10 protein-coding genes and 1 pseudogene are annotated in these 13,378 nt (G+C 73.6%); 5 read left to right on the forward strand and 6 right to left on the reverse strand.

Annotation, left to right across the window (positions count from 1 at the left end):
* Nucleotides 1-331: 331 nt before the first annotated feature.
* From HCN08_RS35870 to egtA, 3 genes and pseudogenes are all read right to left on the reverse strand, one after another.
* Nucleotides 332-919, reverse strand: a pseudogene (locus tag HCN08_RS35870) (class II glutamine amidotransferase); the annotation flags it as partial.
* Nucleotides 919-2,247 carry an ergothioneine biosynthesis protein EgtB gene (egtB, locus tag HCN08_RS30730; protein WP_167986594.1) on the reverse strand — a complete coding sequence of 443 codons (1,329 nt, stop codon included), beginning with the start codon at nt 2,245-2,247 and terminating at the stop codon, nt 919-921. The gene egtB and the pseudogene HCN08_RS35870, both read right to left, overlap by 1 nt.
* Nucleotides 2,248-2,460: 213 nt before the next feature.
* Nucleotides 2,461-3,795: an ergothioneine biosynthesis glutamate--cysteine ligase EgtA gene (egtA, locus tag HCN08_RS30735; protein ID WP_167986576.1), complete on the reverse strand. Its 1,335-nt coding sequence runs from the start codon at nt 3,793-3,795 to the stop codon at nt 2,461-2,463.
* A 558-nt stretch (nt 3,796-4,353) separates the two neighbouring features.
* On the opposite strand from egtA, the gene HCN08_RS30740 reads away from it, so the two are divergent.
* The 5 genes from HCN08_RS30740 (at nt 4,354) to HCN08_RS30760 (ending at nt 10,351) form a co-directional block, all read left to right on the forward strand.
* The gene (locus tag HCN08_RS30740; RefSeq protein ID WP_167986577.1) at nt 4,354-5,376 is read left to right on the forward strand and encodes a polyprenyl synthetase family protein; all 1,023 of its coding nucleotides are present in this window, start codon (nt 4,354-4,356) and stop codon (nt 5,374-5,376) included.
* A gap of 293 nt (nt 5,377-5,669) precedes the next feature.
* On the forward strand, nt 5,670-6,953 hold the full coding sequence (locus HCN08_RS30745; protein WP_167986578.1) for a LolA family protein: 1,284 nt from the start codon (nt 5,670-5,672) through the stop codon (nt 6,951-6,953).
* A 165-nt stretch (nt 6,954-7,118) separates the two neighbouring features.
* Nucleotides 7,119-8,120 carry an ABC transporter ATP-binding protein gene (locus HCN08_RS30750; protein ID WP_167986579.1) on the forward strand — a complete coding sequence of 334 codons (1,002 nt, stop codon included), beginning with the start codon at nt 7,119-7,121 and terminating at the stop codon, nt 8,118-8,120.
* The gene (locus HCN08_RS30755) at nt 8,107-9,027 is read left to right on the forward strand and encodes an ABC transporter permease (protein WP_167986580.1); all 921 of its coding nucleotides are present in this window, start codon (nt 8,107-8,109) and stop codon (nt 9,025-9,027) included. Before HCN08_RS30750 ends, HCN08_RS30755 begins: the two co-directional genes overlap by 14 nt.
* Before the next feature lie 163 nt (nt 9,028-9,190).
* Complete coding sequence (locus HCN08_RS30760) at nt 9,191-10,351, forward strand: lytic polysaccharide monooxygenase (protein WP_167986581.1); 1,161 nt, start codon at nt 9,191-9,193, stop codon at nt 10,349-10,351.
* A 90-nt stretch (nt 10,352-10,441) separates the two neighbouring features.
* Here the strand turns inward: HCN08_RS30760 and HCN08_RS30765 are convergent, their stop codons facing one another.
* The 3 genes from HCN08_RS30765 to HCN08_RS30775 form a co-directional block, all read right to left on the reverse strand.
* Entirely contained in the window at nt 10,442-11,005 is a 564-nt protein-coding gene (locus tag HCN08_RS30765; protein ID WP_167986582.1) for a flavodoxin family protein, read from the reverse strand.
* Nucleotides 11,006-11,093: 88 nt separating this feature from the next.
* Nucleotides 11,094-12,110, reverse strand: coding sequence for an EamA family transporter RarD (rarD, locus tag HCN08_RS30770; protein ID WP_167986583.1), 1,017 nt, complete (start codon nt 12,108-12,110; stop codon nt 11,094-11,096).
* Between the two features lie 208 nt (nt 12,111-12,318).
* Nucleotides 12,319-13,203 carry an SDR family oxidoreductase gene (locus HCN08_RS30775; RefSeq protein WP_167986584.1) on the reverse strand — a complete coding sequence of 295 codons (885 nt, stop codon included), beginning with the start codon at nt 13,201-13,203 and terminating at the stop codon, nt 12,319-12,321.
* Nucleotides 13,204-13,378: the final 175 nt, after the last annotated feature.

The raw sequence follows: 13,378 nt of genomic DNA on the forward strand, positions 1-13,378 counted from the left end.
TGATCCGTACCCCCGCGGTCGTGGCCAGCAGCAGCGAGCGGTCGGGGACCTCCCGCCACTCCCCGAAGCCGCTCCCGATCCCGATCCCGGCCCCGAGCCCGGTCCCGGTCCCGTACGGGCGCCCGTGCGCGCCGCCCGACCCGTCCCCGTCCCCGTGCGGGCGCCGGTACGTGCTCCCGTACGCTCCCGGCTCCGCGGTCGTCGGCTGCTCGTCCGGCTCCGAGGCGACCAGCACCGCGCCCGGGCCCGTGCGGTACCAGAGGGTGTCGCCCCACGTGGTGGCCGCGATGACGCGGCCGTCGGTGAGGAGCAGGTTCAGCCGGGCCTGCGGGCGCGCCGCGGCGACCCGCCGGACGACGGAGGCGAGCGCGAGGCCCGGCGGCTGCCCCTGGCGCAGCAGGGCGCTGAGCATCGCCCACAGCACCCCCGAGTCGCTGCGGGTCTCCAGGCCCAGGAGCTCGGCCTCGCTCAGGCCGGTCGGCAGCCGCGTCCAGTCCCGTACGGCGCCGTTGTGGCTGAACAGCCAGCGGCCGTCCCGGAAGGGCGCGGCGGCCGACTCGTCCTGCGTCGTGCCCTCGGTCGCCGAGCGCACGGCGGCCAGGACCGCGCCGCTGCGGATCGCCGGGGCGAACTCGGCGAGGTTGGTGTCCGCCCAGATGGGCACGGCCCGCCGGTAGCGCACCGGCTCGACGAAGCCGTCCCCGCCCGTATCCGCCTCGTCCCCGTCCGGGGTGCCGTCCTGCGCGGGGTTCCGCGCCGCCGGCAGCGGGTACCAGCCGACGCCGAAGCCGTCGGCGTTGACCGTGCCGTAGCGCTGCCGCCGGGGCCGCCAGGACTGCTCGTACAGGCCGTGCGCGGGCCGTAGCAGCAGCCGGTCCAGCGGCACCGGCGGGCCGACGTAGGCCAGGTGCCGGCACATCAGCCGCGCCCCGCACCCGGCGCGGGGTCGGCCTGCCGCTCGGCGGGCTCCTCGTCGCGGGCGGTGCGGAAGCCGGCGAAGATCTGCCGGCGGATGGGGTAGTCCCAGTTGCGGAAGGTGCCGCGGGCCACGACCGGCGAGACGCCGAAGGCACCGCCGCGCAGCACCTTGTAGTCGGGGCCGAAGAAGACCTCCGAATACTCCTTGTAGGGGAAGGCGGCGAAACCGGGGTAGGGGGCGAAGTCGGACGACGTCCACTCCCACACGTCGCCCAGCAGCTGCCGGGCGCCGCTCGGCGCAGCCCCCTGCGGGTAGCTGCCGGCGGGCGCCGGGCGCAGATGGCGCTGGCCGAGGTTGGCGTGCTCCGGGCCGGGCTCGGCGTCGCCCCACGGGTAGCGGCGCGAGCGGCCGGTCGCCGGGTCGTGCCGGGCGGCCTTCTCCCACTCGGCCTCGGTCGGCAGCCGCCGGCCGGCCCAGCGGGCGTACGCGTCGGCCTCGTACCAGCACACGTGCACCACGGGCTCGTCGGCGGCGACCGGCTCGGTGCGGCCGAAGACCCGCCGCGTCCAGCCCTCGCCGTCCCGCTCCCAGAACAGCGGCGCCTCCAGCCCCGCCTCCCGGACGTGCGCCCAGCCCTCGGGCGTCCACCACACCGGGTCGTCGTAGCCGCCGGCGGCGATGAACTCCGCGTAGGCGCCGTTGGTGACCGGCACGGTGTCCAGCCAGAAGCCCGGCACGTCCACCTGGTGCGCGGGCAGTTCGTTGTCCAGGGCCCACGGCTCGGTGCTGGTGCCCATGGTGAAGGGGCCGCCGGGTATGTGGACCTCGGACGGGAGCAGGGCCGCGTCGGCGGGCGCGGGCGGCGGGGCGGGCGCGTCCAGGACGGGCGGGCCGCTGCGCAGCTGGTGGGTGGCCAGCATCGTCTCGTCGTGCTGCTGCTCGTGCTGGGCGAGCATGCCGAAGACGAACGCGCCGGCCAGCAGCCGGTCCGGCTGTTCGGGTGAGGTGTCGACGGTGGCGAGGACGTCGGCGGTCTGCTCGCGCACCGCAGCGAGGTACGCGCGGGCCTGCTCAGGGCTGAGCAGCGGCAGGGCGGGGCGGTCGGCGCGCGGTGTCCGGAAAGCGTCGTAGACGTGGTCGAGGTCGGGGCGCAGTCCCGGCCGCCCGCCCGCCTCGCGGACCAGCCACAGGTCCTCCTGGCTGCCGATGTGGGCCAGGTCCCACACGAGCGGCGACATCAGGGGGGAGTGCTGGGCGAGGAGGTCGGCCTCGTCGACGGCGTCGGTGAGCAGTTCGGTACGGCGCCGGGCCGCCTCCAGGGCGGCCAGGGCCCGCGCGGCGGGCGTACCGGCGGCCGGAGCCGGGGCCGGAGCCGGAGCCGGAGCCGGAGCCGGAGCCGGGGTCGACGCCGGTGCCGGGGCCGGTGTGCGCGGGGCGGAAGGGGTGGGAGTGGCTGAAGTGCCGGATGCGGCGGAAGTGGTCGCGTTCCGGGGCGTGCCGGTGGTGGTGCGTGGGTCTGTCACGACGAACCTTTCGGAGGGTCAGACGCGCGTCAGCGCGTCCAACTGGTCGTGTGCGGGACATCGGCCGCGATCGGCGTAGCGCTCGGCGAAGGCGGAGACCGCCGTACGCAGGGCCACGGGCGCGGCGGCGCGCGCGAGGGCGCTCTCCGCGGCGAGGAAGCAGGCGCGGACGGCCTTGCCGAGTTCCGGGTCGGCCGGGCCGGTCCGGGCGGCGCGCCGCCAGATGTCGTCGGGGGGAAGCGGCCCGTGCGGGCACAGCGCTTCGGTGGCCGCGAAGGCGGCGTCGGCGGCGACCGGGTCGTCCAGCAGGGTCGCCGCGAGTGCGGTGGCCACCACCCACGCGTCGCCGTCCTGGGCGTCCACCATCCGCAGTTCCAGCCAGCCCCGCGGTCTGACCGGGGGGAAGAGGGTGCTGAGGTGGTAGTCGAGGTCGTCGAGCGTCGGGCGGCGCAGCGCGGGCGCGTCGCCGCGCAGCCACCCGCGGAAGGTGAGGCCGGGCGGCGCGGTCCAGTCGGCGGCGCCGCCGGTTACGCCGCCGGTTACGCCGTCCGGGGGGAGGCCGGCAAGCTCGGGGGTGAGCTCGGCGGCGGTCTCCGGGACGCGTACGCACAGCACCTGCGCGTCCAGCGCGTAACGCGCCCAGGCGCTGCGCGGGTCGGGGGCATGGGCGGGCGGCCGGGTACGGCCGGGGTCCATCGCGGCCCAGGTCGCCTGCCGGGTGGAGACCCAGCCGGTCGGGCGCCCGTCGCTGAGCGGCGAGTTCGCGAAGGCCGCGACCAGGACCGGGCCGAGCCGGTGCGCCAGCTCCCAGCGCCGCCGGTAGCCGGTGATCCCGTGCGAGTCGTCACCGCCGTCCAGGTTGACCTGGAGCGACGCCGTACGCCGCATCATGGCCCGGCCCCAGGGGCCCTCGCGGTCGAAGAAACGTTCCATCGCCCGATAGCGCGGTGCGTCCAGCAGCCTGGGGGGATCGCGGTACGGGTCAAGCCCGCGGCCGACGAGGACCAGTCCCGCCCGGTCCATCGCCCGGCGCAGGGCCGCGAGGTCCACGGCCATCGCCTCGACGCAGGCGGGGAGCGAACCGGCCGGCGGGGAGCTCAGCTCCACCTGGCCACCGGGTTCGCGGGTGATTGTGCTGCCCCGGGGCATTCCACCGGGGACTTCGACCGGCGCGAGGGCCGCGTGCAACCGGTCGGCGGATATCAGCATTCGCGGATCGGAGCGGTCATGCACGAGCCACTCCAACTCCACCCCGGTCCGCACGGGCGGCCCGGTCTTGAAACAGACGCCCTGAACATGGGCTTCCGCCTCGTCCTCCAGCAAATCCAGCGGTTCCAGCTGTTCGGCTGCCATCGATCCACCTCCTCATCGACAATTCGCAGGCGATTCCCGGCGGGATTTATTCCCGTCGGGTCTTACCCCGATGCGAGGACATGTCACATGGTGATGCCGTGATTTTAGGTCGCTTCGTGACGGACCGGTCTTACGTGATGATGAACGTTCGCCCGTGGCCCGGACGCCGCCCAGCGCCCGCCGCGGAGTGTGACCGTCCGTCGCGGAACGCCGTCACGACGATGCTACGTGGGGACGCCGCGGCGTGCCTGCGGACGCGTGCGGGGGCGCGGCGGGGGCACGTGAGGGGGCAGGAAGCGGGGAAGGAGCGGGGCACGCGATCGGGCTTGAGTCGGGCCTGACTCGGGCCTGAATCGGCCGGGAGTCGGGCAGGAGGAGCATGCCGGGCTCATGCCGCCTGCATAAGGCCATGCCCCGGCGGTGATCCACAGCCGACCGGCTAGGCTGCCCGTGTAAGGAAATACCGAGCCGAGCACCACGTCAGCGCCAGCGGAGCCGCCCGCGAAGCGCCCCGTCAGGACCGCGCCACAAGCCAGATCAGCGACAGGAGCACCCCTCGTGAACGTCGTCGGGCCACCCTTCGGGCTGAGCGTGTGGGACCCCGCTCTCGATGCCGACCTCAGAGCCGGGATCGCCGCGGTGGAGGAGGGACTGCTCGAAGCCACCAAGAGCGACGTCCCCTTCATCACGGACGCCGCCCGGCATTTGCTCCAGGCGGGCGGAAAGCGCTTCCGGCCACTTTTGGTGATGCTCGGCGCCCAGTTCGGCGACCCGCACGCGCCGGGCGTCATCCCGGCCGCCGTCGTCGTGGAGCTCACCCACCTGGCCACGCTCTACCACGACGACGTGATGGACGAGGCCGACGCGCGCCGCGGCGTGAGCAGCGCCAACGCCCGCTGGGGCAACTCGGTGGCCGTGCTCACCGGCGACTTCCTCTTCTCGCGCGCCTCGCACATCCTCGCCGACCTCGGCCCCGAGGCGGTCCGCGTCCAGGCCGAGGCGTTCGAACGGCTGGTGACCGGCCAGATCCTGGAGACCGTCGGCCCGCGCGACGGCCGCGACCCGCTGGACCACTACATGGAGGTCCTGGCGGGCAAGACCAGCTCGCTGATGGCCGTCTCCGGGCGGTTCGGCGGCATGATGTCGGGCGCGGGCGAGTCGGTCGTCCACACCCTGACCCAGTTCGGCGAGCGCATCGGCATCGCCTTCCAGCTCGCCGACGACGTCCTCGACATCGCCAGCGACCACCACGAGTCCGGCAAGACGCCCGGCACCGACCTGCGCGAGGGCGTCCCGACGCTGCCGGTGCTGCACGTACGGAAGATGTACGCGCGGGCGGGCGGCGACGTGTCCGCCGACGACCGCCGGCTCAACGAGCTCCTCGACGGCGACCTGACCGACGACACGCTGCACGCCGAGGCCCTGGCCCTGCTGCGGGCCCACCCCGCGCTCGACATCGCCCGCCGCGACTCCCTGCGGTACGCCGAGGAGGCGCGTGCCGCGCTGGCCCCGCTGGCGGAGTGCCCGGCGAAGGCCGCGCTCGCGGGCCTGTGCGACGCGGCGGTCCACCGGGCGGGCTGAGCCCCCGTCGACCGGGCGACCCGGAGGACGGGGAGGACGCCGAGGACCCCCAAGACGCCGAGGACCCCGAGGACCCCGAGGAACGTCGGGGTCCGTACTCCTGGGCGTGTACGGGAAGGGCCGCGCGTCATCCCGCTGGTGTACGCGAAGTTGAGCCCGGGGGCTGATGTGACAGGACGGCCGATTTGGTGTCATGGATACACACCACTTCGGGGCGGACCGGGCGACAATGACCGGGGGAGTGGACGAGTGCGCGACAGCTGACCGCCGCTGACGACGGAGGTAGGGACGTAATGGCACTGATCCAGCCGGCGCAGCCGGAACAGCCGCAGGCGGGTGGGCCCGAGGAGGCGCGCCGCCGCCGCAAGGCACTGCGGTACGCGGTGCCCGCCGCGGTCGTGGGGGTGACGGCGGCGACGGTCGGCCTGGTCCCGGCGCTCGCCGACAGCGGCGACCCGTCCCTGCCCTCGCTCACCGCCGAACAGCTCCTGACGAAGATCGCCGCGTCCGACACCCAGACGGTGGACGGGACGGTCAAGATCACCACCGACCTGGGCCTGCCCTCCGCGCTGTCCGGCACCACGGCGAGCGGCCTGTTCGGCGGCGCCGCGGCCCCGCCGAGCCTCGGCTCGCCCGACGCCTCGCGCGCCGAGCCGCAGCGCCAGCTCGTCCAGTTGCTCGTCGGCAGCCACACCCTGCATGTGGCCGCCGACGGCCCGGACCGGCAGAAGATCTCCATCATCCAGCCCGCCGCCGAATACAGCCTGATCCACGACGGCACCCAGCTGTGGGCGTACGACAGCTCCTCCAACGAGGCGTATCACGCCACGCTGCCGCAGGAGCAGCAGCACAAGGCGCAGCCGCGGCAGCTCCCGCAGGACTTCCCGGCGACCCCGCAGGCCGCCGCCCAGCAGATACTGAAGGCCGCCGACGGGAAGTCCGCCATCACGACGGACGGCACCGCGCGCGTCGCCGGCCACAGCGCCTATGTGCTGGAGGTCCGCCCCGAGTACGCCCAGGACTCCACGATCGGCGCCTTCCGGATCGCCGTCGACGCAAAGACCGGGGTGCCGTTGAAGTTCACCCTGGAGCCCAAGGGCGGCGGCAAGGCGATCGTCGACATCGCCTACACCCGGGTGAGCTTCGCCAAGCCCGCCGCGAGCACCTTCCACTTCACGCCGGGCAAGGGCGTGAAGGTGACCGAGGGCAAGGCGACGCAGGAGCCGAACGGGCCCAGGGCCGGCGCCGGTATAGGCCGGCCGGCGTTCGTGGGCTCCGGCTGGGACACGGTCGCGGTCTTCTCGACCAAGGGCGCGCTGCCCTCCGGCACCCTGCCGTTCGACGGCAAGGACGGCCGGCCGGGCAAGGCGGGCAAGCCCGGTGCCGAGGCCAAGAACGACCCGGCCCAGCTCGGCGCGATCCTGGGCGGCTTCGGCAAGCAGGTGACCGGCTCCTTCGGCACCGGCACCCTCTTCCACACCCGCCTGGTCAATGTGCTGCTGACGCAGGACGGCACGGTGTACGCGGGCGCGGTCGACGAGTCCGCCCTGACGTCCGCGGCGTCCACCGCCCACTGACCCGGGGGGCCCGACGCCCACTGACCCCGCAGGCCCCGGCGCCACGACCCGCAGGTGGTGGGAGCACCACCCGCGGGCCGACCACCCGCGGGCCCGGCGTCGGCAGCCTGCCGGCCACCACCGCCCGCCCACGACGACCACCCGCCGAACGGACCAAGGAGCGCGATGAGCCAGCCGCCTGCCACCGACGTGGTGCCCGCGCCACGCGGTGGCGTGGAGCCGGACGGGGACGTGGTGATCGAGACCCGGGGGCTCGCCAAGCAGTACCGGGGCACGCTCGCCGTCGACGGGCTGGACCTGCGGGTGCCGCGCGGCAGCGTCTTCGGCTTCCTCGGGCCCAACGGCTCGGGGAAGACGACGACGATCAGGATGCTCATGGGCCTGATCGAGCCGACCGCGGGCAGCGCCCGGGTGCTGGGCCGGCCGATGCCGGGCGCGTCCCGCGCGGTGCTGCCGAAGGTCGGCGCGCTCATCGAGGGCCCCGCGCTCTACGGCTTCCTGTCCGGCCAGGACAATCTGCTGCGGTTCGACTCGGCCGACCCGACCGCCGACCCCCGCACCCGGGCGGTACGGGTGGCGGCGGCGCTGGACCGGGTGGGCCTGTCGGCGGCGGCCCAGAAGAAGGCCAAGGCGTATTCGCTGGGCATGAAGCAGCGCCTGGGCCTGGCGTCCGCGCTGCTCCAGCCGCGTGAGCTGCTGGTGCTGGACGAGCCGACCAACGGCCTGGATCCGCAGGGCATGCGCGAGATCCGCGGGCTGGTGCGGGAGCTCGCGGAGGACGGCACGACCGTCTTCCTGTCCTCGCATCTGCTGGACGAGATCGAGCAGGTGTGCACGCATGCCGCGGTGATGGCCCGCGGCCGGCTGATCACCCAGGGGACGGTGGCGGAGCTCGCCGCCGGCACCCGCGGCCGGCTCGCGGTCACCACCCCCGACCCGGCGCAGGCCGTCCGGGTGCTGGAGGAGCACGGCGTGAGCGAGCTGCTGGCCGACCCGCACACCGGCGAGGTCACCGGCGAGTTGCCCGCCACCCCGCCCGACCTCGTCGAGCTGAACGCGGCGCTGGTCACCGCGGGGGTGCGGGTCCGGGCGTTCGGGGTGCGCCGGGCCTCGCTGGAGGACGCGTTCGTGGCCCTGACGGGAGAGGGTTTCAATGTCGCAGGCTGACACGACGATCGCCGCGGGGGAGGACATGACCCCGCTCGGGGAGCCGGCGCCCGGGCCCCGGGCGGTGCGCCCGGCGTGGGTGCTCGGCCTCTTCCGGTCCGAGCTGCTGACCGTCTTCCGCCGGGCGCGCACCCTCGCGCTGCTCGGGGTGCTCGCGGGCGTGCCGGTGCTGGTCGGGATCGCGATCCGGATCGAGACGAGGAACGGCGGCTCGGTCGCCGGGAACGACGGCGGCGGACCCGCCTTCCTCGAACAGGTCAGCAACAACGGCCTGTTCCTGGCCTTCGCCTCGCTCGCCGCGACGCTGCCGTTCTTCCTGCCGATGTCGATCGGGGTGGTGGCCGGCGACTCGATCGCCGGTGAGGCCGCGACCGGCACCCTGCGCTATCTGCTGGTCGCCCCGGCCGGGCGGGTCCGGCTGCTGCTGGCCAAGTACGCCTCGGTGCTGGCCTTCTGCGTCGCGGCGACGCTGACGGTGGTGCTGTCCGCGGTGATCGTGGGCTTCAGCCTCTTCCCGGTGGGCTCGGTGACGCTGCTGTCCGGCAATAGCGTCTCCCTCACCGACGGCATCCTGCGCGGGCTGCTGATCGCCCTGCTCGTGGCGTCCTCGCTGGTGGGTCTCGCGGCCCTCGGCCTGTTCATCTCGACGCTGACCGACAGCGGCATCAGCGCGATGGCGGCGACGGTGGGCCTGCTGATCACGGTGCAGATCGTCAACAACATCCCGCAGTTGCACGCGATCCAGCCGTACCTGTTCCCGCACTACTGGCTGAGCTTCGCCGATGTGATGCGCGCGCCGGTCATATGGTCCGGTGTCCTGAAGAACCTCGCCCTCCAGGCCGTCTACGCCGCCGCCTTCGGGTCCGCCGCCTGGGCCCGCTTCACCACCCGCGACATCACGGCGTAGCGCGCGAACGGTTTACACGCTCCTGATCTGCTGTTAGCTTCACGTCATGGGAGCGCTCCCATAGGTGCGCGCCCGGATTCACGGTTCTCCCCCCACTCCGCCCCTGAGGACCCGGCTGCGGTGGACCACGGCCTCGGGGACGTCGCCGGAAAGGTCACCACCTGTGAAGAAAAAGAGGCAGCTCTCTTTAATCGCCGTACTGGCGACGCTGCTGTCGGCCCTCGGCATCGTCTTCCTCACGCAGGGCGAGGCCCAGGCCCACGGCGTCGCGATGATGCCCGGCTCCCGCACGTATCTGTGCTACAAGGACGCCCAGACGCCGAGCGGTGCGCTCCAGCCCACCAACCCGGCGTGTGCCGCGGCGGTGGCGCAGAGCGGGACGACGCCGCTGTACAACTGGTTCGCGGTGCTCGACTCCAACGCGGGCGGCCGTACGTCCGGCTATGTGCCGGACGGCACCATCTGCAGCGCGGGCAACAAGTCGCCGTACGACTTCTCCGCCTACAGCGCCGCCCGTGACGACTGGCCGAAGACCCACCTGACGTCGGGCTCGTCGATCCAGCTGCAGTACAGCAACTGGGCCGCGCACCCGGGCACCTTCCATGTCTACCTCACCAAGCAGGGCTGGTCCCCGACCACCCCGCTGGCGTGGGCGGACCTGGAGTCGATCGGCACCAGCACCAACCCGCCCGCGGTGGGCTCGCCCGGCACGGACGGCGGTCACTACTACTGGGACCAGGCGCTGCCGGCCGGCCGCTCCGGTGCGGCGCTGATGTTCATCCAGTGGGTGCGGTCGGACAGCAACGAGAACTTCTTCTCCTGCTCCGACATCGTCTTCGACGGCGGCCACGGTGAGGTCACCGGTATCCGTGACGGCTCGGTGCCGCCCACCACGCAGCCGCCGACCTCGCAGCCCCCGACGTCCCAGCCCCCCACCTCCAAGCCCCCGACGTCGCAGCCGCCGACGTCCCAGCCCCCGACCTCCGCGCCGCCCACCACCATGCCGCCGATCGACGGCGACTGCATGGCGCTCTACTCGGTGGACAGCTCCTGGAGCGGCGGTTTCCAGGCCACGGTCGAAGTCATGAACCACGGCACATCACCCTCCAGCCATTGGAAGGTGACCTGGACACCAGGGGACGGCACGACCATCAGCAACATCTGGAACGGCACGCAGTCCACCAGCGGCGGCAAGGTCACCGTGTCCAACGCCGCCTACAACGGCACGATCGCGCCGGACGGCAACACGACGTTCGGCTTCACGGCGAATTCCACGTCCGGCATCACCACGCCGAACGGTTCCATCACCTGCTCGTTCTCCTGACGGGCCGGCAGTAGGACGTCCGCCCCGTACGGCCCGACGGCCGTACGGGGCGGACGCGTTTCCGGGCGTTTCCGAGCGCTTCCGGGCGCTTCAGGGCGTGAAGAAGGTCTTCGCCCGCAGCACCGCGTCCTCGTCCTCGGCGATCTGGCCGGGGCGGGTGGCGCTGCCCAGCAGCACCCCGCGGAAGTCCATCCGCATGTAGCGCGCGGTCTTGGCGAGCGTGCCGGCCAGGGCGTCCGCGTCGCGGTGGTCGGTGCCGGCGAGGGCGGTGACGCCCCACAGGGTGCGGCCGGCCATCCGGGGCCGGAAGTCCAGGTCCGGGACGCGCATCCAGCCCGACCAGTGGTCCAGGTACTGCTTGACGGGCGTGGAGAGCGAGTACCAGTACAGCGGCGAGGCGATGACCAGGTCGGTCGCGTCGAGCGTCGCGTCCAGCAGCGTCCGGGCGGGCCCGGTCGGCGAGGGGTAGTAGCCGTCGCCCTCGTGCCGCCGGTCGGTGAAGGCGGGCAGGTCCATCTCCGCGAGCCGCACCCAGTGCTGCTCGGCGTCGGACGGCAGCTGGGCCGCCGCCAGCTGGGCCAGCGCCTCGGTGTTGCCCCCGGCGCGGGTGCTGCCGAGGAGGAAGAGGAAGCGCCGTCCGGTGAAGTCATGCATGTGCATATATTGCGCCTGCAAGAAATCTGCCGTCAAGGCGAGCCATGTCACAGTGCCCCGAGCCGCCCCGGCCCCGGTGGGCGGCCGGCTACGCGCCCTCGCGCAGCGCAGCCGCCGCCGCGGCCGAGGCCGCCCCGTCCACCGGCGCAGCCGCCACCGGCCCGGCCCCCTCCGCGCCCGCCGCGCCCTCCGCCGGCGCAGCCGCCCGGGCCGACGCCAGCTCGGCCCGTGAGCGCCGTGCCGCCAGCAGCGCGTCGCCGGTCAGCAGCAGCAGCGCCGACCACACCAGCAGGAAGCCCACCCACTGCTCGCCGGACATGGTCTCGTGGAAGTGCAGGATCCCGATCAGGAACTGGAAGACCGGCGCCAGATACTGCAGCAGCCCCAGCGTGGACAGCGGCAGCCGGTTCGCCGACATCCCGAAGCAGACCAGCGGCACCGCCGTGACCAGCCCGGCGAGCGCCAGCAGCCCCGCGTGCCCGGCGCCATGGCCGGTGAACGTCGCGTCACCGCGCGCCCCCAGCACCAGCAGGAAGCCCAGCGCCGGCAGGAACTGCACCGACGTCTCGGCGGCCAGCGACTCCAGCCCGCCCATCGCGATCTTCTTCTTCACCAGCCCGTAGCTGCCGAAGCTGAAGGCCAGCACGAGCGCGATCCACGGCAGCCGCCCGTAGCCGAACGCGAGCACCGCGACCGCCGCCCCGCCGATGCCGACCGCCGCCCACTGCACCGGCCGCAGCCGCTCGTGCAGCACCAGCACGGCCAGCCCTATCGTGACCAGCGGGTTGATGAAGTAGCCGAGTGAGGTCTCCACCACATGCCCGGCGTTGACGGCCCAGATGTACGTGCCCCAGTTCACCGACACCACGGTCGCCGCGACCGCCACCAGCGCCAGCCGGCGCGGCTGCCGTACCAGCTCCGCCAGCCACGCCCACCGGCGCAGCACCAGCAGCAGCACGCCGACCACCACCAGCGACCACACCATGCGGTGCGCCAGGATCTCGCCGGCCCCGGCCGGCTCCAGCAGCGGCCAGTAGAGGGGGAAGAGCCCCCACAGTCCGTAGGCCGCGAAGCCGTACACCAGCCCTGCGCGCTTGTCGCCCATCGCCGTCCGCCATCCTCCCCGTGCGCCGGTGCCGCCGGCCGTACGCGGTGCGGCGGGTCCGTACGGGTACGACGTGCTGCGGCCCTGACGACGGTAGCGGTCGGCGGACCGCGGTGCCAGGCCCGTATCGCACAATGGTCCTGACACCGCTCCCAGGGTCCTGGCACGTACGGCCGCGCCGGCCGGTGGTGCCGCCCGGAGCCGGCGGTTACGCGTCGCCCTTCAGCGCGCCCAGCGCCCGCAGCTCCAGCGCGACCGTCTCCCGCAGCGGTGTCGTCGGACGCCCCGTCAGCTGCGACAGCTCACCGGTCGTACCGGCCAGCCGCCCCCGCCCGATCGCCTCGTCGACGTCCACCAGCACCGCCGCGAACGCCGCGGGCACCCCGACGCCGGTCAGGATCTCCTGCCGCTCCGCACCGCTGATGTTCTGGTACGCCACCGGCTGCCCGGACAGCTCCGCGACGGTCGCTGCGTATTCGGCGAAGCTCCACGCGGTGTCGCCGCTCAGCTCGTACGCCCGGCTGTCGTGCCCCTCACCGGTCAGGACGACGGCCGCCGCGGCGGCGTAGTCCGCCCGGGAGGCCGACGCGACCCGCCCCTCGCCCGCGTTGCCGATCACCACGCCGTGCTCCAGCACCGCCGGCAGGTTCGCGGTGTAGACCTCGGTGTACCAGCCGTTGCGCAGGAAGGTGTACGGCACCCCCGAGGAGAGGATCAGCTCCTCGGTCGCCCGGTGCTCGTCGCCGAGCGTGAAGTCGGCCGCCGGTCCGCCGAGGATGCCGGTGTACGCCAGCTGGGCGACGCCGGCCCGCGCCGCCGCCTCGACGACCGCGGTGTGCTGCGGGATCCGCCGGCCCACGTCGTTGCCGGAGATCAGCAGCACCCGGTCGCCCTCGGCGAACGCGTCCTTGAGCGTCTCGGGCCGGTCGTAGTCGGCGACATGCACCCGCACGCCGCCCGCGGCGAGGTCGGCGGCCTTGTCGGGGTCGCGCACCACGGCGGTGATCTCGCCGGGCGCGACCCCGTGCTCCAGCAGGTCGGCGATGACGAGCCGGCCCAGATGGCCGGTGGCTCCGGTGACGGCGATGCTCACGGTGGATCTCCCGGGGGAAGGGGGTGACGAAGTCGTTGATCACCGTAACGCCGGCCCGCGGCGGAAAAGTCCAGGGGCCGCCGGGGGAGTCCCCGGCGGCCCCTGTCGGCATGTCACACCCTCAGGGCACGATCCAGGTGTCGTTGCCGGCGAGGAGGGTGGCGAGGTCGCCGGC

Origin of the sequence: Actinacidiphila epipremni, from assembly GCF_012034175.1 — a bacterium.
Lineage (GTDB): Bacteria > Actinomycetota > Actinomycetes > Streptomycetales > Streptomycetaceae > Actinacidiphila > Actinacidiphila epipremni.

Bases quoted from the DNA above. Each gene is read 5' to 3' on its own strand.
- egtA (WP_167986576.1), bottom strand. From the start codon at position 3,795: ATGGCAGCCGAACAGCTGGAACCGCTGGATTTGCTGGAGGACGAGGCG.
- HCN08_RS30745 (WP_167986578.1), top strand. From the start codon at position 5,670: ATGGCACTGATCCAGCCGGCGCAGCCGGAACAGCCGCAGGCGGGTGGG.
- HCN08_RS30750 (WP_167986579.1), top strand. From the start codon at position 7,119: ATGAGCCAGCCGCCTGCCACCGACGTGGTGCCCGCGCCACGCGGTGGC.
- HCN08_RS30755 (WP_167986580.1), top strand. From the start codon at position 8,107: ATGTCGCAGGCTGACACGACGATCGCCGCGGGGGAGGACATGACCCCG.
- HCN08_RS30765 (WP_167986582.1), bottom strand. From the start codon at position 11,005: ATGCATGACTTCACCGGACGGCGCTTCCTCTTCCTCCTCGGCAGCACC.
- rarD (WP_167986583.1), bottom strand. From the start codon at position 12,110: ATGGGCGACAAGCGCGCAGGGCTGGTGTACGGCTTCGCGGCCTACGGA.